Here is a 25,881-nt window from a genome sequence, read left to right as displayed (position 1 = left end):
GTCCCTTGCCACTGCACTCTTTCCATTTTGGCGGACTCTGCCCATATTTGGGGCATGGCCAAACTTCCCGAGAAAAAGACACCGTCTCCGGCGGGTGACAACAGCGCTTCGCCGCCCAAGCGGCGCAGCCCGTTGACCGATTTCCTCGATGCTTCGGAGCCCTTGCACAAGGGTGGCTTCGCCGAGGCGCCGCAGGCTGACTTCACCGGCACGCCGCTGAGCGGCTCGATTGCCGACTGGGCAGAGCAGATAGAGCAGGAGGCCGAGAAGGAAGGGCGTAGTTCCGGCGGCGCCAAGCCGCCGAAGGTGGCGAAGAAGATTCCGGAACGCTCAACCTCCCCCGGCCGCAGTTCGCGCGGCACCTCGATGGGCGGCGCGGCCACGGCCCGCGAGCGCACCGCCGCCGGCCTCAACCCGGTCGCCGGTCTCGACATCTCGCTGGAAGACGCCGAGACGATGGCCTCGGGCAGCGTCACCGCGACGGTCGCGGCGCTGTCGGCGCTGATCGAATCCGGCAACCCGCTGCACAAGGACGGCGTGCTGTGGACGCCGCACCGCCCTGCCCGCCCGGAAAAATCCGAAGGCGGCATCGCCATCAAGATGGTGTCGGATTTCGAGCCGGCCGGCGACCAGCCGACCGCCATCAAGGATCTTGTCGAGGGCGTCGACAACAATGATCGCACTCAGGTGCTGCTCGGCGTCACCGGCTCCGGCAAAACCTTCACCATGGCCAAGGTGATCGAGCAGACGCAGCGCCCTGCTTTGATCCTGGCGCCCAACAAAACGCTGGCCGCGCAGCTCTATTCCGAGTTCAAGAAATTCTTCCCCGACAATGCGGTCGAGTATTTCGTCTCCTATTACGACTACTACCAGCCCGAAGCCTACGTCCCGCGTACCGACACCTTCATCGAGAAGGAATCCTCGATCAACGAGCAGATCGACCGCATGCGGCATTCGGCGACCCGCTCGCTGCTCGAGCGCGACGACGTCATCATCGTCGCTTCGGTGTCCTGCATTTACGGTATCGGCTCGGTCGAGACCTACACGGCGATGACCTTCCAGATGCAGATCGGCGACCGGCTCGACCAGCGGGCTCTGCTCGCGGATCTGGTCGCCCAGCAGTACAAGCGCCAGGACATCAATTTCGTGCGCGGCTCGTTCCGCGTGCGCGGCGACACGATCGAAATCTTCCCGGCCCACCTTGAGGACCGCGCCTGGCGCATCTCGATGTTCGGCGACGAGATCGAGGCGATCACCGAATTCGATCCGCTCACCGGCCAGAAGACCGGCGAGCTGAAGAGCGTCAAGATCTACGCCAACTCGCACTATGTGACGCCGCGTCCAACGCTCAACCAGGCGATCAAGTCGATCAAGGAGGAGCTCAACAACCGGCTGGTCGAGCTCGAGCGCGCCGGCCGCCTGCTGGAGGCACAGCGGCTCGAACAGCGCTGCCGCTTCGATCTTGAGATGCTGGAAGCCACCGGCTCCTGCGCCGGCATCGAGAACTATTCGCGCTATCTCACGGGACGCCAGCCGGGCGATCCGCCGCCGACTTTGTTCGAATATATCCCCGACAATGCGCTGGTCTTCATCGACGAAAGCCACGTCACCGTGCCGCAGATCGGCGGCATGTATCGTGGCGACTTTCGGCGCAAGGCGACACTGGCGGAGTATGGTTTTCGCCTGCCCTCCTGCATGGATAATCGCCCGTTGCGCTTCGAGGAATGGGACGCCATGCGTCCGCTCTCCGTCGCGGTTTCTGCGACACCCGGCGCCTGGGAGATGGAACAGGCCGGCGGCGTGTTCGCCGAGCAGGTCATCCGCCCGACCGGCCTGATCGATCCGCCGGTCGAAGTCCGCCCGGCGAAAAGCCAGGTCGACGATGTCGTCGGCGAAATCCGCGACACCACGGCCGCCGGCTACCGCACGCTGGTCACCGTTTTGACCAAGCGCATGGCCGAAGACCTGACCGAATATTTGCATGAGCAAGGCGTGCGCGTTCGCTACATGCACTCCGACATCGACACGCTGGAGCGCATCGAGATTCTGCGCGATCTCCGCCTCGGCGCTTTCGACGTGCTGGTCGGCATCAACCTGCTGCGCGAAGGCCTCGACATTCCTGAATGCGGTTTCGTCGCCATCCTCGACGCCGACAAGGAGGGCTTCCTGCGCTCCGAGACGTCGCTGATCCAGACCATCGGTCGCGCCGCCCGCAACGTCGACGGCAAGGTCATCCTCTATGCCGACCAGGTCACCGGCTCGATGGAGCGGGCGATGGCCGAGACCAACCGCCGCCGCGAAAAGCAGATGGAATGGAACGCGGCCAACGGCATCACCCCGGAATCGGTGAAGTCGCGCATCTCCGACATTCTGGACTCGGTCTACGAGAAGGACCATGTCCGCGCCGATATCTCGCAGTTCACCGACGGCGCCGGTGCGATGATGGGCAACAATCTCAAGGCTCATCTCGACGCCATGGAAAAGCAGATGCGCGACGCCGCCGCCAATCTCGACTTCGAGAAGGCCGCCCGCATCCGCGACGAGATCAAGCGGCTGCGCGAGATGGAACTGTCCATCTCGGAAGACCCTCTGGCCAAATACGCCGACATGGAAAGCCCGGTCTCCGGCCGCGAGAAGGGCAAGCACAACAAGGGCGTGGCCAAGCACCGTACGGCTGAGGAACAGGAGCGTTTCCGCAAGTTCGACGACGCACGCGCGGCTGAAGAGGCGGCCAGGGCTGCCCGCTCCAACCTCTTCCGCAAGCCGGCGCTCGACGAAATGGGTGCCGAGGGCGCCGTGCCGGTGAAGAAGCCGCTATTTGCCAAGCCGTCGATCGACGATATGGGGCCTGGTACCGACATGCCGACGCCGTCAGGCGCGGTGTCGCGCTCGCTGTTCAAGAAACAGTCGGCGCAGGAAGCGCACGGCTCCGACTTCGGCATCCCGGGCGACGCCACCAAGCCACTGTTCAAGAAGAATTCGCTCGACGAGATGACCGTGCGGCGCACGGAAAAGCCGGTCGAAGGGAAAGTGCCGGCCAAGCCCCAGCCAATCTCCCCCCGAGTGGGGGAGATGTCCGGCAGGACAGAGGGGGGCGCGAAGGAACGCGGCGACTCTGCCAAGCCAATCGTTCGCCAGCGCGCCGGCATCGGCTCCTACGAAGACCCAGGCGACGCCCGCCGCGAAAAGCGCCGGCCGGGCAAGACGGGACGGCCGGGGAAATAGCACCTCTTTCCTTCTCCCCTTGTGGGAGAAGGGAAGAGCGCTCCACCACCGCCGCATCCGTCGCCCACTTGCCTCCACCCCCGCCTTTGGTGTAATCGCTCCCGCACACTCAACGTCTTGTCTTGAAAGGAGGGCTGCGTGTTTATCGATCACCATCGTCAGCGTGGCCCGATTTCTGCCCTGCGAGTTCGCTTGCAGGGCTGACCAGGGACATCACGGGTTTTTTCCCGTTTCGATTTTTTGGTCTGCCCTTCGTGGTGCGCAAAGCTGAGCTTGATGGCCGGCAAGCACACCGTCAAAGTGCATCCGGAGTTGTCTCCGGCAAGACCAGAGAAATCGCAATGGCCCTGATCAGCCTCAAATCCCTCGGCGTCACCATGAGTGCGCCGCTGTTTTCCAATCTCGACCTCACCATCGGCGCCGGCGACCGGCTCGGCATCGTCGCCGCCAATGGCCGCGGCAAGTCGACCTTGCTTAAATGCCTGACCGGCGCGCTGGAGCCGACCTCGGGCGACATTTCTCGCACGCGCGGCCTGCGTGTCGGCCATGTCGAGCAGTCGGTTCCGCCTGCCCTTCTTAGCCGCAGCTTCCATCAGGTGGTGGCCGATGCCTTGCCGGCCGAGCAGGCCGACAGCGAGATGTGGCGCGTCGATGTGGTGCTGGATTCGCTCGACGTGCCCGAGCCGATGCGCGAACGGCCGATGCAGGCGCTGAGCGGCGGATGGCAGCGGCTGGCGCTGATCGCCCGCGTCTGGGTCACCGATCCGGATGTGCTTTTGCTCGACGAGCCGACCAATCATCTCGACCTCGCCAAGATCAGCCAGCTGGAAAGCTGGCTGAACGCCCTGCCGCGCGAGGTGCCGGTGGTCATCGCCAGTCACGACCGCGCCTTTCTCGACGCCGTCACCAACCGCACGCTGTTCTTGCGCCCGGAGGACTCGCCGGTGTTTGCACTGCCCTATTCCAGGGCGCGGCAGGCCCTGGACGAATTGGACGCCTCGACGGCGCGCCGGTTCGAGCGCGACATGAAGGTGGCGCAGCAACTGCGCAAGCAGGCCGCCAAGCTCAACAACATCGGCATCAATTCCGGCAGCGACCTTTTGACGGTGAAGACCAAGCAACTCAGGGAACGGGCGGAGAAGCTGGAAGACGCCGCGGTATCGGCGCATCGCGATAAATCGGCCGGCGCGATCCGGCTGGCCAACCGCGGCACCCATGCCAAGGTGCTGATTACGCTGGATGACGCCGCAGTGGAAACGCCGGACGGCACGCTGCTGTTCAAGACCGGCAAGCGCCACATCTGCCAGGGCGACCGCATCGTGCTGCTCGGCCGCAACGGCGTCGGCAAGTCGCGTTTCGTCGATCTGATCCGCAACGCCATCGCCGAGCCGGACACGGTGCCGAACGTCAAGGTGACGCCATCGACGGTGCTCGGTTACAGCGACCAGGCGCTGGCCGGCATCAGTGGCGACGAGACCCCGCTGGCCCTGGTCTCGCGCCGCTACGATGTCGGCGAGCAACGCGCCCGCTCGCTGCTTGCCGGCGCCGGCGTGGTCATTGAGATGCAGGAGAAAAAGATCGGTGTGCTGTCCGGCGGCCAGAAGGCGCGGCTGATGATGCTGGCGCTCAGGCTCGCCAACCCCAACTTCTATCTGCTGGACGAGCCGACCAACCATCTCGACATCGACGGCCAGGAAGCGCTGGAAGCGGAACTGCTGGAACGTCAGGCGAGCTGTATGCTCGCCTCGCATGACCGCTCCTTCATCCGCGCCGTCGGCAACCGCTTCTGGCTGGTCGACAAGCGGAAGCTGACCGAAGTCGAAGACCCCGAGGATTTCTTCCGCTCGGTGGCTGAAACGGCGGGCTGAGGAACTACCACCATGGGCCGCACCGTGTTGCGGTCCATGCTTTCGCATCTCCCGCAAATATTTTCAGCGTTCTGTCGGATCGGCTGAACCTGCTGCGTCCTTGGAATGCCGACACGATGATGCCGGCTTCATCTGAGGAGAACGCATCATGTCCATTTTGTCATCCATAGGCCGCGTCGCCGCCCGTTACGCACAGAACCGCGCCCGCTATCGCAGCGAGCGCGAGCTTCTGGCCCTGCCGATCGAACTGCGCAAGGATATCGGCTGGCCGGAAATCCTCATCGACGCGCAAAACGGCCCGCGGATCTGCAGGGCGCCCTGACCATGCGGTCGGGAAAGATCGATGCAGGCCGCCGCGGGGCGACCGTTGCTCAGTCATGCGTATCGCCCGACAGCGGCGTCGCCTGCATCGATCGACGCTTTTCGAACGCCTCGAACCAGCGCGTCAGCCGCGCCCGCGCGCGAAAGGACGGCAGCTGGCGGAACGCCATCCAGGACAGCGTGGTGGCAAGCGCTATATGGCCGACATGGAGCGGTGTCTCGTCGTCCAGCGCGCTTTCGATCCAGTCATAGCTGGCCTCGATTTTTTCCCGGTAGCCTTCGGCAAGCGCTGCATAGCGCAACTGTTCGGGCCGCCTTTCCGTCTCCCAGCGCAGGCCTATGCCCGTCTGCGCCAGGCCTTGGGCGACCGCCTGCAGCCGCAACGCCTGCCAGCGCGCTTCGCCGTCCTGCGGCAGCAATTTGCGGCCGTCATGCAGCGTATCCAGATAGGCGCAGATGACATCGGAATCGAAGAGCGGCGGCGCATCCGGCCGCAGCAGCACCGGCACCTTGCCGAGCGGGTTTTCGGCGTAGACACGGGCATTGCGCAAGGTCGGGCTGGTCTCGTGATGAATGACCTCGAGCCGGTCGGCAAGCCCGACCTCATGGGCGAAGACGAGCGCTTTGCGCGCAAAGGGCGAATGGGTCTGGTAATAGAGGATCATTGTCGTCTCAGCGGGGTTAAAGGAGCAGTCCCCTTTCTAGCCTGCTGACAGCGAGGATTGCGCTCTGATTGGGCGCCGCCGACGCAAGTTCGTTTCGCCAGAAAATCGCATCAGACATGTAGGATCGCCGCCGGCTCGTTCGTCCTAGGGTTCGCAAGGCCAAACCAAATGCCCAGACCAAACCCAAAGAGGAACAAGACATGACCGACCAGACCCCCATTCAGCCGGCCGCGAAAGTTCTCGGTGGATTGACCCCCTATCTGCAGCTGGACGGCGCCTTCAAGGCCGCCGAATTCTACAAGAAGGCTTTCGGCGCCGAACAGGTGTTCTTCTATCCGCCCGATGAGCAGGGCCGCACGATGCACATCCATCTCCACATCAACGGCTCGACGCTGATGATTTCCGATTTCTACCCCGAAAACGGCATGCCTGCCGTCAAGCCGCAGGGCTATACCATGCAGCTCCATCTCGGCGCCGACGAGATCGATGGCTGGTGGAAGCGCGCGGTCGGTGCCGGCTGCGAAGTCGCAGTGCCGCTGCAGCTGATGTTCTGGGGCGACCAGTGGGGCAACATGCGCGACCCCTTCGGGGTCGAATGGGCGATGAACGCGCCGGCGAAGAAAGACTGACCACCGCTGACAAAGCTCCTCACCGGCTGACGCCGGTAAGGAGCTTTGTGAGATACTCCAAGGAAAACCCAATGTCCTATGTCGATGGTTTCGTGCTCGCCGTGCCGAAGGCAAACATTGATGACTACAAGAAGCTGGCCAACCTCGCAGGCCCGATATGGAAGGAACACGGAGCGCTCGCCTACGTCGAATGTATCGCCGACGACGTGCCCTATGGTGAGTTGACCTCGTTTCCGCGTGCCGTTCAGGCAAAAGACGACGAGATCGTGGTCTTCGCATGGGCCGTCTATTCATCCAGGCAAAGCCGCGACGCGGTAATGGCCAAGGTGATGGCCGATCCGCGTTTGACACCCGATTTGGGGCCTATGCCCTTCGATATGAAGCGCATGATCTTCGGCGGTTTCCAGCCCTTCATCGAGCTTTAGCCGCTGCTCAGGCCAGCTTGTCCAGCAGCGGCTTCAACCTGTTGCCATAGCGCTTCCAGAGATCGACCGAGCCCTGATACATCGGCTGGCGCACCTGCGCGGCCGAGGCCGTGCGCACCGGACGGTCGGTCTCGTGGAACGACAGCGCCTTGTCGTCCCAGGACAGGCCGAGATGCCCGATCAGCGCCCGCGTCTGTCCCTCCTGGTCGGCCACGAAATCCTCGTAACGCACGTCATGGACGACGCCCGGCAGAACATCGTGCCAATGCGCCATGATGTCGGTGTAGATATTGTGGAAGTCGGCGAGTTCGCCCAGATCATAGCCGTAGCGGTGGTTGTCGCCGCGGAAATGCACCTTGTAGATCGAAAGGCAGGTCGCCGCCGCATCGCGCGCGCAATGGATGATCTTGGCTTTCGGCAGCATCATATGGATGAAGCCGATGAGCAGGAAGTTGCCTGGCATCTTGTCTGTGACATGCCTGAAGTTGGGATAGCGCTCATGCAGCATGTCGAGATAGGCGTGGCCCGCTTCCGCAAACTCCGCGTCGGATACATCGACCAGTCCCCAGGGGAAACCTCCCGGCATGGTCAGCGGAAATTGCTTGCCGACCGCGGTTTTCAACATGCTGAGCTCGCCCGCGCCATAGACTTGTGGATGGCTGGCGATGATCTGTTCGACCAGCGTGGTGCCGGAGCGCGGCATGCCGACGACGAAAATCGGCGTGTCGTCGGAGATTGCACTTGGCTTGTGCTTTTCGAAAAAGCCGGCGTTGAACACCGTCTTCATCGCCTCGAATTCGGCCCGCGTCCTGACCGGATCATAATCGATGCCCTTGCGGCGGATCGCATTGCCTTCAGCGAGATAGTCGAAGGCCCTGTTGTAGTCCTTCAAATCGTCATTGGCCTTGCCGAGACCGAAGGACAGCTGCATGCGCGCCAGGCTGTCGGCCGGCGCCTTGGCATGCTGGGCCTCCATGCAGGCGAGTTCGGCGTCGCGCTCCTTCTGGCGCTTGACCTGCGTCAGCATCAGCCAGGCTTTTGCCATGCCTGGCGTGATCGCCAGCGCCTGCCGGAACAGGTCGGCCGCCTCATCGAGCTTGCCTTTTTCCATCAGCCCGACGCCGAGCCCGTGCAACAGGTCGGCATCCCTGGGCCGGATCGTCAGCGCCTCGCGAAAGGTCGCCAGCGCCTCGTCCAGACGACCGGCTTCCTGCAACGTTTCGGCAAGCCCGATGCGGGCGCGGACATGGAAGGGATTGCGCCCGATTGTGCCGCGATAGATGTCCTCCGCAGCCTCGAACTGGCCGAGCTGTTTCAACGCCGAACCCAGATTGTCGCGTGCCGCGAGTTGGTCGGGCTTGAGATCTACCGCGCCGCGGAAGAAATCGGCGGCCGCTGCGATGCGGCCGAGATCGCGCATCACCGTGCCGAGATTGTTGAGGAAATCGGGATTCTTCGGCTGCAGACGCACAGACTGCTCGATCAGCTCCAGCCCTTCGGGGTTGCGCCCGGTCTGGTGCAGCAACAGGCCCAGGAAATGCGCCGCTGCCGGGTGATTGGCCTTGCGCGCCAGCACCTGCCGGTACAGCGTCTCGGCCTCCTGCCGGCGCCCGGCCTGATGCAGCTGCAGCGCCTGCTGCACATATTGGTCGAGGCCCAGCGGCGCCTGTCCGCCAGCTCCAGCACCCGCCGCTCTTCTCTGATCTCTGTTGATGGGAAACCTGCCGTGTTTTGTCCGCTTGCCGCGATCTAGGCCATCGGCGCTGCAGGTTCAAGGGAAGAGTGGGCTCGCCAAGGGCGCGGACCTCTTCGAAACTCTAGAGGAATTCCAGCAAAATGTAGCGTTCAAATCAGCCGGTGGCTCTCGGCGAGCCGGCGCTCCCGCCGTAGCGTGCCGTCGGTGTCGGCAATCTTGCGCCGTGCCGCTTCGTCGCTTCTTATCGTCAGGCGCACTGATATTGCCTTGGGGAAGAGGACGATTGGCTCGATTGTTGCGGTCGGACGATCCGGCGTTTTCATGAATCTCATATATTTTTTCCTTTCGTAAAAAATAATCTTAGGGGCACCGGAATAATTATTCCGATGTTCTCTAAATAAGAAATTGGCTGATATTGTTCCACGATAGCAGATTTATTAGGGGTTTATACGAGAAATTTTTTATACCGGTCGAGCCGTGGCGGAAATCAGCTTGAATAACCAACAATTTCGGATTATTGATCTGAGATCGTTTTTTGGGTCAAGCTTGGCATATAGCGGCGTCGGAGATACTCGACCCGCCAAACTCATTCCAATCGCCGATGGTTGAGTTCCCGGTTGATGCCGGAATGCATCGACGAACCAGAGCCAAGCCAATGCCGGATCGCACCACCCGTTCCATCGCCCATTTCGCGGCACCCTTCGTGCTTGGCGGGCTGGAAGGGCAACTGCCGGCCGGCGACTATGACATCGATCACGACGAAGAGCTGATCGAGGGCATGTCGCGGCTTGCCTGGCGTCGCGTCGCCACCTTCATCCATTTGCCGGCAAGGGCGGTGAAGAACCCGGCCACCAGCCAGCTTGTCGCCATCGACTACCTCGAACTCGAAACAGCGCTGAGGCGCGACCAGGAGAACGCAGCATGATCCGCTTCCAGCAGAATGCGCGTCCGCGCACCGACACGCCCTCGCACCTCTTCGCCATCGGCCAGACCGTGCGCATGAAGAGCCGCAGCGGGCTCGCCCAGAAGACCGCCGAGCTGTTTCAGATCAAGAGCAGATTGCCGGTCAAGGATGGCTCGCCGCAATATCGCATCCGCAGCGAGGAGGAGACCTATGAGCGGGTCACCACGGAAGACAACCTCGAAGTAGCGGACGCCCCGGCTGTCCCCGACAGCCCGGCCGTCTGACACCGCACCCACCCAGCACGTACGAAGGAGCAGACAGATGGCCAAGGGTCAGCAGCGCAGCAATCGCGAAACGCGCAAGCCCAGGAAAGACAAGGTGGTGGCCAAGGCCGCCTCCCCGTTCGGTTCCTCGGTCAAGCAAGCCGAGAGCAGCCTGAAGCCGAAGTCGAAGGGCTGACCAGCCAGGGGCGCGCCTGGCGCCTGCCGGCAATGGACTGACGATCTCGGACTGACGATCTCGCGCAAAACTCTGCAACGGAGGCGTGCTTGACGTTCTTCATCGAGCCGCTCGCGCGACGCCGACGAAGCCACGCTCGACAAGGTATCGCTGGACGCGCCGAACCTGCGCGCCGCCCTGCAGGGCGCCACCGCGCTGTTCCACAGCCTCGCCATGCCACAGATCCCCGACCGTCTGCGCATTTGCGACGAGGACGGCGCAGAGCTTTATGCCGGCCCGGCCGACGGGGCGTATTCGGCGTAGGCAACCACTCCGATCCGCGACCTTGCCTTCTCCCTTGGGGGTGAGAAGCGGTCCGCGCAGCAGACGAAAAGCCGATTGTTGGCTTTTCGAGTTTCGAACGCCCTGAGCCTGCGAAGGACCAAGGGTGGTCCGGTCCACCCGCCCGGTCCCCGCTGCTTCGCAGGGTCCCGGCATTCGCCGCCTTTTATCGTGCCAGTGGGACGGTGAATTCGCCTCCGGCGGACTCACCCGACAGGGGAGAAGGAAAAATCAGCAGGGGCCGTCCTCGACGACGCGGTAGTCGGCGGCACGGGCCTCGCAGGCGTTGGGAAAGGTGCGCAGCTCGCCATGGCGGCGGGCGCAGACCGGGGCGTATTCGCGCGTGCAGAATGTCGGCTCTTCGCCGCCACCACCGCCGTCGCGGCAAGGGCCGTCGCGAACGATGCGGTAGCCTTCCCGTTCGGCAAGGCAGGCATTGGCGAAGGTCTGGCGGTCACCGCCGCGCCGCGCGCAGACCGGCTCGTATTGCCTGGTGCAGAATTCCGGTTCCGGCCGTGGCGGGCGCGGACGTGGTCCCGGCCCGTCATCGACGACGACGGTGCAGGCCGCAAGAAGACCCGACAGGAAGAGAATAATAAAACCCTGGCGCGAGAAGATCGTCGCAAGAAATCTCATGAATATGCCTCCCTCGAGCCCCCCGTCCCCGGCGCAAAACGCGCCTGCCGATCCTCGCCATTCCCTTGCCAAATGCAACCCCCGTTTGCGGCGCGGGAGCCATGCGATGCCCGGCCCGCGCATTGCTTTGGCCCTGGACCAGACCGCTGGACCATGCGTGGCCGGGCTCTGGCTGATGAACTCTTAAGAACCCAGGTTTATCGAAGCGCCTTCGTTGGGATGCGTCGATGGACGCGGCCCGCGGCGCTATCTTGCAACGATCACGTTTCCGTGCGATAAATTTTGTGTTCGGGCATTTGCGACCCGGAGAGCGGAACGTTTTGGACGACCTTTCCCCGATACTGTGAATCTCTGACGGCCCCGTTTTCGGCGGGGGGTTTTACCATGCGCAAATGCAGGACTGCCGAAGCAACCACCGGGACTTGCCCACGATGCCAGGCGGCGGGCAAACCACAAGACTGACACGGGTGAAGGAGTTTCCCCAATGGCCCAGACCGGCACCGTTAAATTCTTCAACGCGACCAAAGGCTTCGGCTTCATCACGCCCGACGGCGGCGCCAAGGATGTGTTCGTCCACATTTCCGCGATCGAGGCCTCGGGCCTGCGTACCCTCGTCGACGGCCAGAAGGTCACCTTCGACGTTGAACCCGACCGCATGGGCAAGGGTCCGAAGGCGGTCAACCTCCGCGCGGCCTGAACCGGCGGTGCCCGCGCGCCCGTCAGGGCGCTCGAAAAAGCACCTAAAGCGTGTTTGAACCGGCTTTGTCAGCCGTCCAGAGTTTCGAAGGCGCGACGTTTCCCGTTGCGCCTTTTTCATGACCGCCGTCGCCGGAGGCAAAGGACGCTTTATCGGTCAATGCCGTGGCTGATCGCCGGAGCAATCGTCTGGCGCGAATTGCCTTCGGTGCCACGATCTATTTGACCAGCCTTCAGCGTTGCCGCCGTCGCCAAAACTTTCTCTTGCCGATAGCGCTAAAATAAAGGACAAATTTCCCTTCGGGCATTTGCCGGCCCGAAACTGGACTTTATGGGATCAAAGGGAGCTTCCCATGCCGCAGACCGGCACCGTCAAATTCTTCAATCATGCCAAAGGCTTCGGCTTCATTACGCCCGACGACGGGCAGAAGGATGTCTTCGTTCATATTTCGGCCGTGCAGGCTTCGGGTCTTTCCGGTCTGGAGGATGGACAGAAAGTGACATTCGACACCGAGCCGGACAAGCGCGGCAAGGGTCCGAAGGCCGTCAACCTGTCGGTCGGCTAAGCTGGCTCAAGACAGTCCGGACGGAGATTGACGAGGCGGAGCGCCTTGCGTACGCGCTTGGTTTTGCCGCAAGAACTGGATCGTATCAGCCAATTCCGTTCAGCCCCCGTTCAGCCACGGTCTTCTATTAATCGTCCCCTAGGCTGGACCGCATCCCCGAAAACTATCCGGGCCGGCACGAAGGAGACCAAAATGAATCGCATTTTCAAGACCGCCATCCTGGGCGCCGCTCTGGCCGCGACCACCCTCGCCACCTTGCCTGCCGCCAATGCCAAGGACTGGAACCGCTGGCATCATGGCCATGGTCGTCATCATAATGGCGACGCGCTTGCGGCCGGTGTCGTCGGCCTTGCGGCCGGCGCTCTGATCGCCGGTGCGCTGAGCAACCCGCAGCCGCGCTACAGCAGCTATGACGACGATTACGACTACCGCGAAGTGCGGCCGGCGCCGGTGCGCCGTTACTATGCCGAACCGCGGGTCGTCTATGCCGACCGCTATGCCGAGCCGTGGACCCGCGACTGGTACGAATACTGCTCGGACCGCTACCGGAGCTTCAATGCCCGCAGCGGCACGTTCACCGGCAATGACGGTGAGCAGCATTTCTGCGTCGCGAATTGAGCTTCCCTGTCCCACAAAAAGCGCTGACCGCAAGGCCAGCGCTTTTTTTCTTGGCAGAAAGACATCGCTAAGTCAGGAAGGGATTGGTCCGCCTTTCCTCGCCAAAGCGGCCACCCGGGCCGTGGCCGCAGATGAAGCCGATCTCGTCACCGAGCGGCAAAAGCTTGTTCTTAATCGAGGCGATCAGCGCCGCATGGTCGCCGCCCGGCAGGTCGGTGCGCCCGACCGAGCCGCGAAACAGCACGTCGCCGACATGAGCGAACTTCGCCGCGCGATTGTAGTATACGACATGGCCGGGCGCATGGCCGGGGCAGTGCAGCACCTCGAACATATGTGAGCCGAACGAAACCGTCTCGCCCTCTGCGAGAAACCGGTCGGGCACGCAGTTGCGCGCCCCGGCAATGCCGTAGCGCTGGCCCTGGTTCTCGAGATTGTCGAGCAATAGCTTGTCGGCTTCGTGCGGGCCGATGATCTCGATGCCGAGTGCTTCCTTCAGCTCCATGGCGCCGCCGGCGTGATCGATGTGGCCATGGGTGATCCAGATCGCAGCGGCGGTGATCGCATTGTCCTTCAGCACCGCCAGCACCTTGTCGATGTCGCCGCCCGGATCGACGACGACGCCATGCTTGTCATCCATGTCGAACAGGATGGTGCAGTTCTGCTGGAAAGGCGTGACCGGCACGATGCCGGCATTGAGCTGACCCATGATTGTCCTTTCGCTGTTCCAGCGTGATGTAGAGGCGCGGGCGAAGGCCGTCCACTGCTGAAAGGCAAACAGTCCGTCCTAAAACAGAAATGGGCGGCCCAACGGCCGCCCATTTGACGAAGCCTGAGTCTCGAGCAATTCCAGGAAAAGTGTAAAGCGGTTTTCCGTCCGGAATTGCGTAAAACAACAAACTAGATCATTCGCCGTGAAACGGTGAATGATCTAGAGGCTTACTTCTTCATCGCGCCCATGACCGCACCGATGATGCCGGTCAGGATGGCGCCGCCGCCGGCGCCGCCGAGCAGGTTTTTGAGGTTCAGCGTATCACCCAATCCGCCCGCTGCCGTGGCAGCCGCTGCCGGGTCGGCCGTACCGCCGAGCAGGCTGCCGAGGATCGCCGCGCCGCCGACGCCGCCAACGGCGCCGCCGAGGATTTTGGTCAGCTGGCCCATCGCCGCATTCTTCAGCGCAACGCCGACCGCCTGACCACCGACAACACCTGCAATTACCTGCACAACGAGCGCAATGAGCGTATTCGTATCCATGTACCTAGTCCCTCCATAGCTGCCAGCCTCCCGGGCCGACACCATCATGAGACGCTGAATTATACGAAAGTCAAATGCACAGATGCTGAAATAAAGGGGCCGGCCTCAAAACCGCCCCTGCTTGCGAAAAAAGCTGTGACTTTCGTTATTCTGCGGCTATCGCATGCTTAGGTTGCACCGCAGCAGAATAGTCGTTCATCAAAGTCTTGGCGATCTCGCCGACCTCGAATCGGTAGGGACCGATCTCGGAGACCGGCGTCACTTCCGCTGCCGTTCCGGTGAGGAAGCACTGTTCCAAGCCTTCGAGTTCCTCAGGCATGATGGCGCGCTCGACGACTTCAAGGCCGCGGTCCTTGGCGAGGCCGATGACGGTGCGGCGGGTGATGCCGTCGAGGAAGCAATCGGGCTTCGGCGTGTGGATCTTGCCATCCTTGACGAAGAAGATGTTGGCGCCCGTTGCTTCGGCGACCTGGCCGCGCCAGTCGAGCATCATGGCATCGGCATAGCCCTTGGCCTCGGCGGCATGCTTGGACATGGTGCAGATCATGTAGAGGCCGGCGGCCTTCGACTTCGACGGCGCGGTGCGCGGATCGGGCCGGCGCCATTCCGCCAGATCGAGACGGATGCCCTTGAGCTTCTGCGCCGGGTCGAAATAGCTCGGCCATTGCCAGATGGCGATGGCGCAGTTGATGCGGCTGTTCTGCGCCGACACGCCCATCTGTTCGCTGCCGCGCCAGGCGATCGGCCTGACATAGGCATCCTGGAAACCCTGCTTCTTCAGAAGCGTGGTCGAGGCGTCATTGAGCTCGGCCACGGAATAGGGAATATTGAAGCCGAGCAGGCGCGCCGATTCATGCAGACGCTCGGTGTGCTCATTGAGCTTGAAGATGGCACCGCCATAGGCGCGCTCGCCCTCGAAGACGGCGCTGGCATAGTGCAGGCCGTGGGTCAGCACGTGGATCTTGGCGTCGGCCCATTTGACGAACTCGCCGTTGATCCAGATGAAGCCGTCCAGTTGGTCGAAGGGAACGGATGCCATGGAAACCTCCCGCGGGCGGCGACCCGCATATCATTGGTGTTGTTTTTGTTGCGCGACAGCCGCGTCGGGCGGCCCTTGAAGCGTAAGCGGAGAATCGAACTCTGGCAAACTCAGGAAGTTCCGGAAAAACCGCACTCCCTTCCCTTTTCGTTCGCAATCCGCCCAAAAGCTTGCCAAAAATTACCATTGCAGGGGAATTACGTCAATAGTACTGACATATTTCCCTCTATGGACGGAGAAATGATGACGGATCGAAGCCCAGCTGCCGGAAAACCGATCAAGACGCCGATCACCGACGAGGACGGCATCGACTTCGCCATCATCGAACTGTTCTTCTTTGCGTATCGCGATTTCACTTCCGATCCGGACCAGATCCTGGCCGATTACGGCTTTGGCCGCGCCCATCACCGGGTGCTGCATTTCGTCAACCGCCGGCCGGGACTGACGGTCGCTGAACTGCTCGACGTGCTCAAGATCACCAAGCAGAGCCTGGCGCGGGTGCTCAAGCAGTTGATCGACACCGACCATATCGTGCAATTGCAGGGTCCGCGCGACCGCCGCCAGCGGGAGCTCTATCCGACAGCCAAGGGGCGCGCCCTGGCGCTGGCCCTGGCGCGGCCACAGTCACGCCGCATCCGTGCTGCATTGGAAGATTCCGGAGCCAGCGAGCGTCCCTTGATCGAACGATTCCTGGAAGCCATGGTCAATCCGGAACTAAGGGCGCAGATCGACATTGTGCCTGCAAACATGTCAGGGAAAAGCCATGGAGACCATTGAGAGGGTGGACCAGCCGACGGCGCCGGACGATGACGCGCCGCATCTGCTTGTGGTCGACGACGACACCCGCATTCGCAATTTGCTCAAGCAGTATCTGACCGAAAATGGTTTTCGCGTCACAGTCGCCGGAAATGCCGGCGAGGCCAGGCGAAAGCTTGCAGGACTCGACTTCGACCTCCTTGTCCTCGACGTCATGATGCCCGGAGAGACCGGCGTCGACCTCACCAAGGCGCTGCGGGCGGAGAAGAACGTACCGATCCTGATGCTCACCGCGCTATCGGAAACCGACAGCCGCATCACTGGGCTCGAGGCCGGCGCCGACGACTATCTGCCCAAGCCCTTCGACCCGCGCGAACTGATCCTGCGCATCAATAACATTCTGCGCCGCGGCGGCCCGGCGACGACGCCCAAGGTCGAGCAGCTGGTCTTCGGCCCCTACACCTTCCAGATCGCCAGGCGCGAGCTGAAGCGGGGCGGCGAGGCGCTGAAGCTGACCGACCGCGAGCAGGAGATCTTGGCGATCTTTGCCGCGCGGGCCGGCGAAACGATCCCGCGTCACGAGCTTGTCGGCGACGATTCGGAAGTCGGCGAGCGCACCATCGACGTCCAGATCAACCGCCTGCGCCGCAAGATCGAGCGCGATCCGTCCAATCCGGTATGGCTGCAGACGGTGCGCGGTATTGGGTATCGGCTCAGCGTGGAATAGAATGCCGCTGACGGCCGCCCTTGGCCATAGATGTGTGGCCATCGACCAGCGGCATCGACCAGCGGCCATTGACCCAGCGAAAGGACAAATGGCGACCACGCAACTGGAACGGCCGGAACAGGGCGGCTTTGGCGCGCGCGTATCACGCGCGCTGAAAGCAATGCCGCGTGCCTGGAAGCGGTTCTGGCGGCTGGTTGCGTTCTATATGCCCAAGCGGCTTTATGCCCGCTCGCTGATCATCGTCATCGCGCCGATGATCCTTCTGCAGTCGGTCGTCGCCTTCGACTTCATGGAACGCCACTGGGCAACCGTGACGCAGCGCCTGTCGCAGGCCACCGTGCGCGACATCGCCGCGATCATCGACATGATCGAGACCTATCCGCACGATGGCGACTACGCGAACATCATCCGCATCGCCCAGGACCGCATGCAGTTGAAGGTCGACCTCTTGCCGCCCGACCCGTTGCCGGCGCCTGGACCCAAGCCCTTCTTCTCGATCCTTGACGACGTCCTTTCCACCGAGATCACCCGCCAGATCAACCGCCCGTTCTGGATCGACACGGTCGGCAATTCCAACATCGTCGAGGTCCGCATCCAGCTCGAGGGCAAGGTGCTGCGCGTCTTCGTGCGCCGCAGCCAGGCCTATGCCTCCAACACCCACATCTTCCTGATCTGGATGGTCGGGACGTCACTGGTGCTGCTGACGATTGCCATCCCCTTCCTTCGCAACCAGATCCGGCCGATCCTGTCTCTGGCCGAGGCCGCCGAAAGCTTCGGCAAGGGCCGGCCGATGCCGCGCGATTTCCGCCCACGCGGCGCCGAGGAGGTTCGCCGGGCCGGCTTTGCCTTCATCCAGATGCGCGAGCGCATCGAACGCCAGCTGGAACAGCGCACCGCCATGCTGACCGGCGTCAGCCACGATCTCAGAACCATCCTCACCCGCTTCAAGCTGCAGCTGGCGCTGGCCGGCGGCAAGCCCGAGACCAAGGCCGCGCTCAACCAGGACATCGACGACATGCAGTCGATGCTGGAAGGCTATATCGCTTTTGCCCGCGGCGAAGCGTCGGAAGATGCCGGCCATTTCGATCTCGAGGCCTATTTCCAAAAGCTCGGCGAGGAGGCGTCGCTGCACAAGCGCAAGCTATCGACCGTGCTTGCCGGTGATCCGGACGTGCATGTGCGCCCGCACGCTTTCGCCCGGCTGTTGTCCAATGTCGCCGGCAATGCCTTGCGCTATGCCAAGACGGTGGAGATCAGCGCCGATCACGGCCGCGGCTCACTCGTCGTCACCATCGACGATGACGGTCCGGGCATCCCGCCGGAAAAGCGCGAGGACGTGTTCAAACCGTTCGTGCGGCTCGACGAGGCGCGCAACCTCGACGCCAGCGGCACCGGCCTTGGTCTCTCTATCGCCCGCGATATTGCCCGCAGCCATGGCGGCGACATCATGCTGGAAGACAGCCCGCTCGGCGGCCTGCGGGCGGTGATCAAGGTGCCCGCCTGACCAAAGCATGATCTGGAAGTCGGGCTCGGCCAAAAACCACCTTCATCCGCGCGTCATGAAACCATGGTCAAGAGCGCGCATGAAGCGCGCGACCTCAGTTGATTCGGCTCAGCCGCCTTACTTCGACCTCGTGCCTGCCCGGGTGCGGTGGAGCGAAGCGAGGGCAGCCGGGCCGTACCGCTATCGCATCAAGGCAACCGTCGACCCGAGCAAAGGACCGCCATGCGCATCCTGATGGTCACCGACGCCTGGCGGCCGCAAGTCAACGGCGTCGTCCACACGCTGGAGCGGCTCACCGAAACGCTGAAAACCTTCGACGTTGCGGTCGACTTCCTGACCCCGAACATCTTTCGCACCTTGCCGTTGCCGACCTACCCCGACATCAGGCTGGCGCTGACCACGCCCGGCCATGTCGCGCGGCTGATCGAGGCTCGCAAGGCCGACCATATCCATATCGTCACCGAAGGCCCGCTCGGCATCATGGCGCGGCGCTATTGCCGCAATGCCGGCCGTCCCTTCACCACCAGCTATCACACCCGCTTTCCCGAATATCTCAGCGCCCGCCTGCCGGTGCCGGAGAGCTGGGCCTATCGCTGGCTGCGTGATTTCCACAATTCCGGACAAGGCACGCTGGTCGCCACCCAGTCGCTGGCGGAGGACCTTGCGTCGCGAGGCTTCACCAAGCTCAGGCCGTGGACGCGGGGCGTCGACACCGATCACTTCCGCCCCGACAAGAAGAAGGACCTCGGCTTCCCTGGCCCGGTATTCCTGTGCGTCGGCCGCGTCGCCATCGAGAAGAACCTGAGCGCCTTCCTCGATCTCGACTTGCCCGGCAGCAAGGTGATCGTCGGCGAAGGACCGGAACTGGCCAGGCTCAGGGCGAAGTACCCGCAGGCGCATTTCCTCGGCCATCGCCCGAACGATGAGCTGGCCGAGATCTACGCCTCGGCTGATGTTTTCGTCTTCCCCAGCCGCACCGACACGTTCGGCAACGTCATCATCGAGGCGCTGGCCAGCGGCACGCCGGTGGCCGCCTATCCGGTCACCGGACCGATCGACATTGTCGGCGACGGCATCGGCGGCGCGGTGTCGACCGATCTGCGCGAGGCCTCGCTCGCCGCGCTCAATGTCGACCGCGCCGAGGCGCGCGAACGCGCCATGCGCTACAGTTGGAAAGCCTGCGCCGAAATGTTCATGGACACGGTCGAAGAGGCGCTGAGCACAAGGCGCAAGCTGGCCGCCTGACGCAATCTTCCTAAAACAACCTGCCGCCGTCCGGCACCTTGCGCTCGATGGCGCCAAGGACCACGGCGCCTTCCTCATCAGGGAAGCCGAGCGTGAGCACTTCCGACATGAACGGACCGATCTGGCGCGGCGGGAAATTCACCACCGCAAACACCTGCCGTCCCACCAGCGTTTCCGGCGCATAGTATTTCGTGATCTGTGCCGAGGATTTCTTCACGCCGATCTCAGGGCCGAAATCGATCTTCAGCTTGAACGCGGGTTTGCGCGCCTCGGGGAAAGGCTCGGCCTCGACGATCGTGCCGGCACGGATGTCGACACGATCAAAATCGGCAAAGCTGATCTCGGGCTTGCGCGCGCTGCTCGAACTCATGGAAGCTCAGGCGTTGCCATAGGTCTCGAACAGGACACCGGCCAGCGCATCCTTGGCCGAGGTTCCCGACCAGACAACGAACTGGAAGGCCTGGAAATAGCATTCGCAGGCTTCAAGCGCCGACGACAAAAGCACCTCGACCTGCTGGCTCGACGGTTCGACCCCGCCGGCGAGCAGCAGTGACTGGCGAAACATGATCGCGCCCTCCTGCTCCCAGAGATCGAAATGGCCAAACAGCATCTGCTCGTTGATCAGCGACAAAAGCCGCATCACTTCCAGCGCGCGGGCTTCCGGCACCTTGATGTCGAAAGCACAGGCCAGATGCAGCGCCTCGAAGTCCTCCATCCACGAGAAGGAGACGTGATAATCGGTCCAGCTGCCGGCAACCGAGATCGAGATTTCGTCATCGCCGGCCCGTTCGAAGGACCAGTCATTGTTATGGGCGACCTGCTCGATGACATCCACCGGATGGATTTCGCGGGAGAATTCGAGTTCGAGAAGTTCCATGGAATGCTTCCTGTGTTCAGGGGAGCGCCACACGCTCCGCGGGGCACACACGACGAACAATCTTGTCTTGAACTCGGACGGCCAGGACTTCACGACACAAAGACCCCGGACCGGACCCCACCGCCCGGCCGCATGACCCTGCTCCGAATCATGCAACAAATTCAGTCTATTGATCGGGAGTCGCGTGAACAGCCTAATTTTTCGCACTGCGTCATCAGCATGTGGAAAGGCGCTGTCACAAAGATTCATGCATTGCCGGTAAACGATTCACGGCAAAGCATTTTTTCGGATTGTGCTTTGTGGAAAAGTTCAAATTTTATTTTTTTGCTTTGGGCTTTGCCGCAGCCGCAGGTGCGGCCTGTCCGGTCAATTCGGCAAGCCTGGCCTCGAGCGCGTCGATGCGGGCGGCCAGCCTGGTGTTTTCTTGGCGGGCCTTGGCAGCCATGTCGCGGGCAGCCTCGAACTCCTCGCGCTGCACCACATCCATGGTGTTGAGGATGCGCTCGGCCTGCCCCTTGAAGGCAGTCTCCACCTCGCGGCGCACGCCTTGTGCGGCACCCGCGGCATCGGTCATCAGCTTGGCGAATTCATCGAGAATGCGGTTCGGTCCGGTCGACATGGCAAATCCTCGCTTGCTGGAATTGACGTAGTGGCACTGCCTGCGGAATGCAAGAACGTTGAAGCTGGTGCGGCTTCATGTCGGACGCGATTTGGCTCACGGTCCGGCCGACAGATTGCTATTATCGCAAATGGATTCTTGGAACGACGGTTGCCGTGACGGACAGTGCGGACTTGGAGAAGCGCTTTGCAGCACTCGATGCAGCACTCGCAAAGGGCATTTCGGATGCCAGTGCGGGCCGGGTCTAGCCTGGCGACGAGGTGCTGGACAGGCTTGAAGCCAAATACAGGGCAATGGCAGAGAGAACCAAGTGAAGTTACTGGTCTTCACAGACCAGCGGCCTAGTTTTCCTCACGACTTGCTCCAGGCAAGAGTCACTCTCATTCAGGATCAACCAATGGCAACGCCCCCGCGCCGACCGACCAATCCGATGGAAGCCGCTGAAGCGGCCTTCAAGCCGGTCAAGAGACCCGCGCCTCCCATTCGCGAACCCTCCGCCGCACCAAACGTTCGCGAGCTTGTCTCGATCAGGATCGATCGCGCCGTGCTCGACCATTTCCAGGAAGATGGCCCCGGCTGGCAAGACAGGATCAACGATGCGCTCAGGCAATTGGTCGCCGGCAAGCCGCAGGGTTGAGCCCGTTATCTCTGACGATCAGGCTGTCGTCACCTTGCCTTGACCCCGCCAAAACCCTGCCGCATGGTCCGCGCCCTAACGCGAGCCCTCCCGGGAGATCCTGTTGAACGACTATTTCCTGCTGCCGATGGCGTCGCTGTCCTTCCCCAACATCGACCCGATCCTGGTTCAGATCGGCCCGCTGGCGGTGCACTGGTACGGCATCGGCTATATCGTCGGCATCCTGTTCGCCTGGTGGTACGCCAAGCGGCTCATCACCAACACAAGGCTGTGGCCTGATGGCGTCTTGCCGATGAAGCCGATCGACCTCGACGATTTCATCGTCTGGGCTGCCGTCGGCGTCGTGCTTGGCGGCCGCACCGGCTATGTGCTGTTCTACGATTTAAAGCGCTATATCGACCACCCGCTCGACATCTTCGCCGTCTGGCAGGGCGGCATGTCGTTCCATGGCGGCCTGCTTGGCGTCATCCTCGCCATGACGCTGTTTTCCCTCAAGCGCGGCATCCGCACCTGGACGCTGTTCGACGTGGTGGCAGCCGGCGTGCCGGTCGGGCTCGGCCTCGTCCGCATCGCGAACTTCGTCAATGCCGAACTCTGGGGTCGCGTGACCGACGTGTCGTGGGGCGTCGTCTTCTGCAACGAGCGTCTCCAGCAGACCGTGGCGGGTTGTGTCGCGGGCCTGGAGCCTCGCCATCCGAGCCAGCTCTACGAAGCGCTGCTCGAGGGCGCGGTGCTGTTCCTGGTCCTGCGCTTCCTCACCCATTCGCGGCTGAAGCTGAAGACGTCGCGCTTTGTCGGCGGCGCCTTCATTTGCGGCTACGGCCTGTCACGCATCTTCGTCGAGTTCTTCCGCGAGCCCGACCAGCAGCTCGGCTACCTCCTCGGCGGCTGGCTCACCATGGGCATGGTGCTGTCGCTGCCGATGGTGCTGGCCGGCATCTGGGCGATGGCCACCGCCAAACCGGCGCCGCAACCACAGCCGGCATGACACGGCTGAAGACCCGCATCGTCGACCTGATCGGCGCGCTCGGGCCCCTCCCCGTCAACAAGTACATGGCGCTCTGCCTTTTCGATCCCAGCGACGGCTACTACACCACGCGCGAGCCGTTCGGCGCCGCCGGCGACTTCGTCACCGCACCCGAGATCAGCCAGATGTTCGGCGAACTCGTCGCCGTATGGCTCTATCAGGCCTGGCTGGCGATCGGCCGACCGCTGCCGGTCACCATCGCGGAGATCGGGCCTGGCCGCGGCACGCTGATGAAGGACATGCTTCGCACCCTGACGCGGCTCGATCCGGCTATCGCCGCCGGAGCGTCCTTCGCTCTGGTCGAGACCAGCCCGCGGCTAACCGAAATCCAGAAGCAGACGCTTGCCGAAAGTTCGGTTGAGCTCGGCTGGCACGAAACCATCGCCACACTACCGCAGGCGCCGTTGCTGATTGTCGGCAACGAATTGTTCGACGCTGTGCCGATCCGCCAGTTCATCCGCGCCGGCGCCGGCTGGCGCGAACGGGTGATCGGCCTCGATGTCTCAGACGAGTTGAGCTTCTTCGCCGGCGCCGGCTCGGTCGAGGCGATGCTGCTGCCGGAAGACGCCGCCGAGGCGCCACAAGGCTCTATTTTCGAAATAGCACCGGCCCGCGCGGCACTGATGGCGACCATTGTCGAACGCATAGCCGACCACGGCGGCGCCGGGCTGTTCCCTGATTACGGCCATCTCCAGCCCGGTTTCGGCGACACATTGCAGGCCGTGCGCAGGCACGCCCCCGAAGATGTGCTGGCCAATCCCGGCGAAGCCGATCTCACCGCCCATGTCGACTTCGCGGCACTGGCCGCCGTCGTGCGGGCGCATGGCCTCGATGTGGAATTGGCGACGCAGGGCGACTTTCTGCTTGGTATGGGATTGCTTGAGCGAGCTGGGCAGTTGGGCAGCCAGGCAAGCCAAGAGGCACGACAAACCATTGCCGATGCCGTCGAGCGCCTGGCCGGACCCGACGGCATGGGCACGCTGTTCAAAATCCTGAAAATCCTGCCGCATCAGCCAGTCTGACCCTCAGAGATCGTTACAAGCCGTCCCGCCATGTCGCTTGTGGTCGCATGCCTGCTTTTGGCCAATGCAAAGTCGACGCAGCAGCACTGTCGCAATCACTCGGCCGAACTTCGCCTTGACGAAAACGCCGGCGCGGACAACAAACCCATCCATGCTGAATCAGACCAAACCGGATCCTGTTCGCTCGCCGCTGCTGGAAGCGGCCAAGCCGCGAGGTATCCGCCATGGCTATTTCACCCGTATCGGCGGCGTCTCCGGCGGCATCTATCAGGGACTTAACATCGGCACCGGCTCGGATGACGATCAGATGCTGGTCGCCGAGAACCGCCGCCGCGTCGCTGCCTGGATGGGTGTGCCGGCCAGCCATCTCCTGACCGCGCATCAGGTCCACTCGCCCGATGTCGTTATTGCCAGGGAACCCTTTCCCGGCCCGCGGCCCAAGGCCGACGCCATCGTCACCGACCGGCCGGGCATCGCCATCGGCGCCTCGACGGCCGATTGCGGCCCGGTGCTGTTCGCCGATGCGCAAGCGCGCATCATTGGCGCTGCACACGCCGGCTGGAAGGGCGCTTTCACCGGTGTGCTTGAAAACACCATTGCCGCGATGGAAAGCCTCGGCGCCCGCCGTGAGCGCATCATTGCGGTTCTCGGTCCTTCGATCGGCCCCGACAATTACGAGGTCGGGCCGGAATTCGTCGCCCGTTTCGTCGAAGCCGATGCCGAAAACATCGGCTATTTCGCGCCTTCGGCCAATCCGGCGCATGCAATGTTCGATCTCAACCTCTATACGGTCGACCGGCTGAAGAAGGCTGGCGTGACCGCGCAGGGGCTTGGCCGCTGCACCTATGCCGAGGAGGATCTCTTCTTTTCCTACCGGCGCGCGACGCATCGCAAGGAACCGGACTACGGTCGGCAGGTTTCGGCAATTGTTTTGGAGAACGGATAATGGCGCTGCATTTCGAACGGTCGGAATTTGACGCCCGGCGTGACCGGTTGATGATCGAGATGACGGAAAAGAAGCTCGATGCTGTACTGCTTTTCGCCCAGGAGAGCATGTACTGGCTAACCGGCTACGACACGTTCGGCTTCTGTTTCTTCCAGTGCCTGGTTGTGAAGGCTGACGGCTCGATGGTGCTGCTCACCCGCTCGGCCGATTTGCGCCAGGCGCGCCACACCTCGATCATCGACAACATCGTGCTGTGGACCGACCGCGACGGCGCCAACCCGGCGATCGACCTGCGCAACCTGCTCAACGACCTCAATCTCCTTGGCGCCCGCATCGGCGTCGAATACGACACCCATGGCCTGACCGCCTTCAATGGCCGCCGCGTCGACGAGCAGCTGCAGACCTTCGGCCAGATCGCCGACGCCTCCGGTATTGTCGGCCGTCTGCGCCTGTTCAAGAGCCCGGCTGAAATCGCCAAGGCCGAAAAGGCGGCCAACCTTTCCGACGACGCGCTCGACGCGGCCCTGCCGCTGATCAAGCAGGGCGGCGACGAAGCGCTGATCCTTGCCGCCATGCAGGGCGCGGTGTTTGCCGGCGGCGGCGACTATCCGGCCAATGAATTCATCATCGGCTCGGGCATCGACGCGCTGCTCTGCCGCTACAAGGCCGGGCGCCGCAAGCTGACCAAGAACGATCAGCTGACGCTCGAATGGGCCGGCGTGTTCCATCACTATCACGCGCCGATGATGCGCACCGTGCTGACCGGCAAGGCGTCGAAGCGCCATCAGGAGCTGTTCGACGCCGCCCGCGCGGCTCTTCTGGCGGTCGAGAAGGCGATGACGCCTGGCAACACCTTCGGCGACGTCTTCGACGCGCATGCCCGCACGCTGGAGGCGCACAGCCTGACCAAGCATCGGTTGAACGCCTGCGGCTATTCCGTCGGCGCCCGCTTCACCCCGTCCTGGATGGATATGCCGATGTTCTACCAGGGCAATCCCGAGCCGATCGCGCCCAACATGACATTGTTCGCGCACATGATCATCATGGACTCCGAAACCGAGACGGCGATGACGCTTGGCCGCACCTACCTGACCACCGAATCCCAGCCGAAGCCGCTTTCACGCCATGATCTCGACTTGATCGTACAGTGAATCCATAATGGTTGGTCCACGCGGGGGCGTTCGCGACTAAGGAGTTTTCGG

Annotated in this window: 30 protein-coding genes; 20 read left to right on the top strand and 10 right to left on the bottom strand. The window is 62.7% G+C overall.

Annotated elements, in window-relative coordinates:
- Positions 1-54: 54 nt before the first annotated feature.
- The 3 genes from uvrB to NKH35_RS01445 all read left to right on the top strand — a co-directional run bounded on the left by uvrB (position 55) and on the right by NKH35_RS01445 (position 5,415).
- Positions 55-3,225: an excinuclease ABC subunit UvrB gene (gene uvrB / locus NKH35_RS01455; RefSeq protein WP_352913156.1), complete on the top strand. Its 3,171-nt coding sequence runs from the start codon at positions 55-57 to the stop codon at positions 3,223-3,225.
- Between the two features lie 341 nt (positions 3,226-3,566).
- Positions 3,567-5,093 (top strand): ABC-F family ATP-binding cassette domain-containing protein, encoded by a 1,527-nt coding sequence (locus NKH35_RS01450; RefSeq protein WP_352913154.1) that lies wholly within the window; start codon positions 3,567-3,569, stop codon positions 5,091-5,093.
- 148 nt (positions 5,094-5,241) lie between these two features.
- Entirely contained in the window at positions 5,242-5,415 is a 174-nt protein-coding gene (locus NKH35_RS01445) for a hypothetical protein (RefSeq protein ID WP_023672009.1), read from the top strand.
- A 49-nt stretch (positions 5,416-5,464) separates the two neighbouring features.
- Here NKH35_RS01445 and NKH35_RS01440 read toward each other — a convergent pair whose 3' ends face one another.
- Complete coding sequence (locus NKH35_RS01440) at positions 5,465-6,079, bottom strand: glutathione S-transferase family protein (protein ID WP_352629404.1); 615 nt, start codon at positions 6,077-6,079, stop codon at positions 5,465-5,467.
- Positions 6,080-6,279: 200 nt separating this feature from the next.
- On the opposite strand from NKH35_RS01440, the gene NKH35_RS01435 reads away from it, so the two are divergent.
- Positions 6,280-6,708 carry a VOC family protein gene (locus tag NKH35_RS01435; protein WP_023691563.1) on the top strand — a complete coding sequence of 143 codons (429 nt, stop codon included), beginning with the start codon at positions 6,280-6,282 and terminating at the stop codon, positions 6,706-6,708.
- 71 nt (positions 6,709-6,779) lie between these two features.
- Positions 6,780-7,133 (top strand): DUF1428 domain-containing protein, encoded by a 354-nt coding sequence (locus NKH35_RS01430; RefSeq protein ID WP_023683729.1) that lies wholly within the window; start codon positions 6,780-6,782, stop codon positions 7,131-7,133.
- 7 nt (positions 7,134-7,140) lie between these two features.
- Here NKH35_RS01430 and NKH35_RS01425 read toward each other — a convergent pair whose 3' ends face one another.
- Positions 7,141-8,775 (bottom strand): tetratricopeptide repeat-containing sulfotransferase family protein, encoded by a 1,635-nt coding sequence (locus NKH35_RS01425; RefSeq protein WP_352913152.1) that lies wholly within the window; start codon positions 8,773-8,775, stop codon positions 7,141-7,143.
- Positions 8,776-8,978: 203 nt separating this feature from the next.
- The gene (locus NKH35_RS01420; protein WP_023728228.1) at positions 8,979-9,161 is read right to left on the bottom strand and encodes a hypothetical protein; all 183 of its coding nucleotides are present in this window, start codon (positions 9,159-9,161) and stop codon (positions 8,979-8,981) included.
- Positions 9,162-9,484: 323 nt separating this feature from the next.
- Between NKH35_RS01420 and NKH35_RS01415 the strand changes: the two genes are divergently transcribed.
- The 3 genes from NKH35_RS01415 to NKH35_RS01405 are packed head-to-tail and all read left to right on the top strand — an operon-like array spanning position 9,485 to position 10,192.
- Positions 9,485-9,754 (top strand): hypothetical protein, encoded by a 270-nt coding sequence (locus tag NKH35_RS01415; RefSeq protein ID WP_023672014.1) that lies wholly within the window; start codon positions 9,485-9,487, stop codon positions 9,752-9,754.
- A complete protein-coding gene (locus NKH35_RS01410) occupies positions 9,751-10,017 on the top strand; it encodes a hypothetical protein (protein WP_023695785.1) in 267 nt (88 codons plus the stop codon). The genes NKH35_RS01415 and NKH35_RS01410 overlap by 4 nt, the downstream gene beginning before the upstream one ends.
- Positions 10,018-10,054: 37 nt before the next feature.
- Complete coding sequence (locus tag NKH35_RS01405; RefSeq protein WP_023695786.1) at positions 10,055-10,192, top strand: hypothetical protein; 138 nt, start codon at positions 10,055-10,057, stop codon at positions 10,190-10,192.
- A 552-nt stretch (positions 10,193-10,744) separates the two neighbouring features.
- Here the strand turns inward: NKH35_RS01405 and NKH35_RS01400 are convergent.
- A complete protein-coding gene (locus NKH35_RS01400; RefSeq protein ID WP_023695788.1) occupies positions 10,745-11,149 on the bottom strand; it encodes a Kazal-type serine protease inhibitor domain-containing protein in 405 nt (134 codons plus the stop codon).
- Positions 11,150-11,633: 484 nt separating this feature from the next.
- On the opposite strand from NKH35_RS01400, the gene NKH35_RS01395 reads away from it, so the two are divergent.
- The 3 genes from NKH35_RS01395 to NKH35_RS01385 all read left to right on the top strand — a co-directional run bounded on the left by NKH35_RS01395 (position 11,634) and on the right by NKH35_RS01385 (position 13,029).
- The gene (locus NKH35_RS01395; RefSeq protein ID WP_006202520.1) at positions 11,634-11,846 is read left to right on the top strand and encodes a cold-shock protein; all 213 of its coding nucleotides are present in this window, start codon (positions 11,634-11,636) and stop codon (positions 11,844-11,846) included.
- A 352-nt stretch (positions 11,847-12,198) separates the two neighbouring features.
- Positions 12,199-12,411: a cold-shock protein gene (locus NKH35_RS01390; protein ID WP_023672019.1), complete on the top strand. Its 213-nt coding sequence runs from the start codon at positions 12,199-12,201 to the stop codon at positions 12,409-12,411.
- A 192-nt stretch (positions 12,412-12,603) separates the two neighbouring features.
- A complete protein-coding gene (locus NKH35_RS01385; protein WP_023672020.1) occupies positions 12,604-13,029 on the top strand; it encodes a BA14K family protein in 426 nt (141 codons plus the stop codon).
- Between the two features lie 67 nt (positions 13,030-13,096).
- Here the strand turns inward: NKH35_RS01385 and NKH35_RS01380 are convergent, their stop codons facing one another.
- The 3 genes from NKH35_RS01380 to NKH35_RS01370 all read right to left on the bottom strand — a co-directional run bounded on the left by NKH35_RS01380 (position 13,097) and on the right by NKH35_RS01370 (position 15,319).
- Positions 13,097-13,735, bottom strand: coding sequence for an MBL fold metallo-hydrolase (locus tag NKH35_RS01380; protein ID WP_023695789.1), 639 nt, complete (start codon positions 13,733-13,735; stop codon positions 13,097-13,099).
- 230 nt (positions 13,736-13,965) lie between these two features.
- Positions 13,966-14,280, bottom strand: coding sequence for a hypothetical protein (locus NKH35_RS01375; protein ID WP_023672022.1), 315 nt, complete (start codon positions 14,278-14,280; stop codon positions 13,966-13,968).
- A gap of 145 nt (positions 14,281-14,425) precedes the next feature.
- Positions 14,426-15,319 (bottom strand): branched-chain amino acid aminotransferase, encoded by an 894-nt coding sequence (locus NKH35_RS01370; RefSeq protein ID WP_023695790.1) that lies wholly within the window; start codon positions 15,317-15,319, stop codon positions 14,426-14,428.
- A gap of 243 nt (positions 15,320-15,562) precedes the next feature.
- Between NKH35_RS01370 and NKH35_RS01365 the strand changes: the two genes are divergently transcribed.
- From NKH35_RS01365 to NKH35_RS01350, 4 genes are all read left to right on the top strand, one after another.
- The gene (locus NKH35_RS01365; protein ID WP_023683723.1) at positions 15,563-16,096 is read left to right on the top strand and encodes a MarR family winged helix-turn-helix transcriptional regulator; all 534 of its coding nucleotides are present in this window, start codon (positions 15,563-15,565) and stop codon (positions 16,094-16,096) included.
- A complete protein-coding gene (locus NKH35_RS01360) occupies positions 16,083-16,802 on the top strand; it encodes a response regulator (RefSeq protein WP_023672025.1) in 720 nt (239 codons plus the stop codon). The genes NKH35_RS01365 and NKH35_RS01360 overlap by 14 nt, the downstream gene beginning before the upstream one ends.
- 88 nt (positions 16,803-16,890) lie before the next feature.
- On the top strand, positions 16,891-18,306 hold the full coding sequence (locus tag NKH35_RS01355) for an ATP-binding protein (protein ID WP_023672026.1): 1,416 nt from the start codon (positions 16,891-16,893) through the stop codon (positions 18,304-18,306).
- 222 nt (positions 18,307-18,528) lie between these two features.
- On the top strand, positions 18,529-19,551 hold the full coding sequence (locus NKH35_RS01350; protein WP_023683722.1) for a glycosyltransferase family 4 protein: 1,023 nt from the start codon (positions 18,529-18,531) through the stop codon (positions 19,549-19,551).
- A gap of 10 nt (positions 19,552-19,561) precedes the next feature.
- Here the strand turns inward: NKH35_RS01350 and NKH35_RS01345 are convergent, their stop codons facing one another.
- The 3 genes from NKH35_RS01345 to NKH35_RS01335 form a co-directional block, all read right to left on the bottom strand.
- Entirely contained in the window at positions 19,562-19,921 is a 360-nt protein-coding gene (locus NKH35_RS01345; protein ID WP_023672028.1) for a tRNA-binding protein, read from the bottom strand.
- 6 nt (positions 19,922-19,927) lie between these two features.
- Positions 19,928-20,428 (bottom strand): type III secretion system chaperone family protein, encoded by a 501-nt coding sequence (locus NKH35_RS01340; RefSeq protein ID WP_006202532.1) that lies wholly within the window; start codon positions 20,426-20,428, stop codon positions 19,928-19,930.
- A 316-nt stretch (positions 20,429-20,744) separates the two neighbouring features.
- A complete protein-coding gene (locus tag NKH35_RS01335; protein ID WP_352913149.1) occupies positions 20,745-21,047 on the bottom strand; it encodes an accessory factor UbiK family protein in 303 nt (100 codons plus the stop codon).
- A gap of 397 nt (positions 21,048-21,444) precedes the next feature.
- Here NKH35_RS01335 and NKH35_RS01330 point away from each other — a divergent pair, with 397 nt between their 5' ends.
- The 5 genes from NKH35_RS01330 (at position 21,445) to NKH35_RS01310 (ending at position 25,830) form a co-directional block, all read left to right on the top strand.
- Positions 21,445-21,684 (top strand): BrnA antitoxin family protein, encoded by a 240-nt coding sequence (locus NKH35_RS01330; RefSeq protein WP_352913147.1) that lies wholly within the window; start codon positions 21,445-21,447, stop codon positions 21,682-21,684.
- A 103-nt stretch (positions 21,685-21,787) separates the two neighbouring features.
- Positions 21,788-22,672, top strand: a complete 885-nt coding sequence (gene lgt / locus NKH35_RS01325; RefSeq protein WP_352712019.1) for a prolipoprotein diacylglyceryl transferase — start codon at positions 21,788-21,790, stop codon at positions 22,670-22,672.
- Complete coding sequence (locus NKH35_RS01320; protein WP_352913145.1) at positions 22,669-23,733, top strand: class I SAM-dependent methyltransferase; 1,065 nt, start codon at positions 22,669-22,671, stop codon at positions 23,731-23,733. The genes lgt and NKH35_RS01320 overlap by 4 nt, the downstream gene beginning before the upstream one ends.
- Before the next feature lie 151 nt (positions 23,734-23,884).
- Positions 23,885-24,679: a peptidoglycan editing factor PgeF gene (pgeF, locus tag NKH35_RS01315; protein WP_023695793.1), complete on the top strand. Its 795-nt coding sequence runs from the start codon at positions 23,885-23,887 to the stop codon at positions 24,677-24,679.
- A complete protein-coding gene (locus NKH35_RS01310; protein WP_023672036.1) occupies positions 24,679-25,830 on the top strand; it encodes a M24 family metallopeptidase in 1,152 nt (383 codons plus the stop codon). The genes pgeF and NKH35_RS01310 overlap by 1 nt, the downstream gene beginning before the upstream one ends.
- The last annotated feature ends 51 nt before the right edge of the window (positions 25,831-25,881 follow it).

The organism is Mesorhizobium sp. M1143, assembly GCF_040318435.1.
Classification (GTDB): Bacteria; Pseudomonadota; Alphaproteobacteria; order Rhizobiales; family Rhizobiaceae; genus Mesorhizobium.
This window is presented reverse-complemented; position numbering and strand designations above follow the sequence as displayed.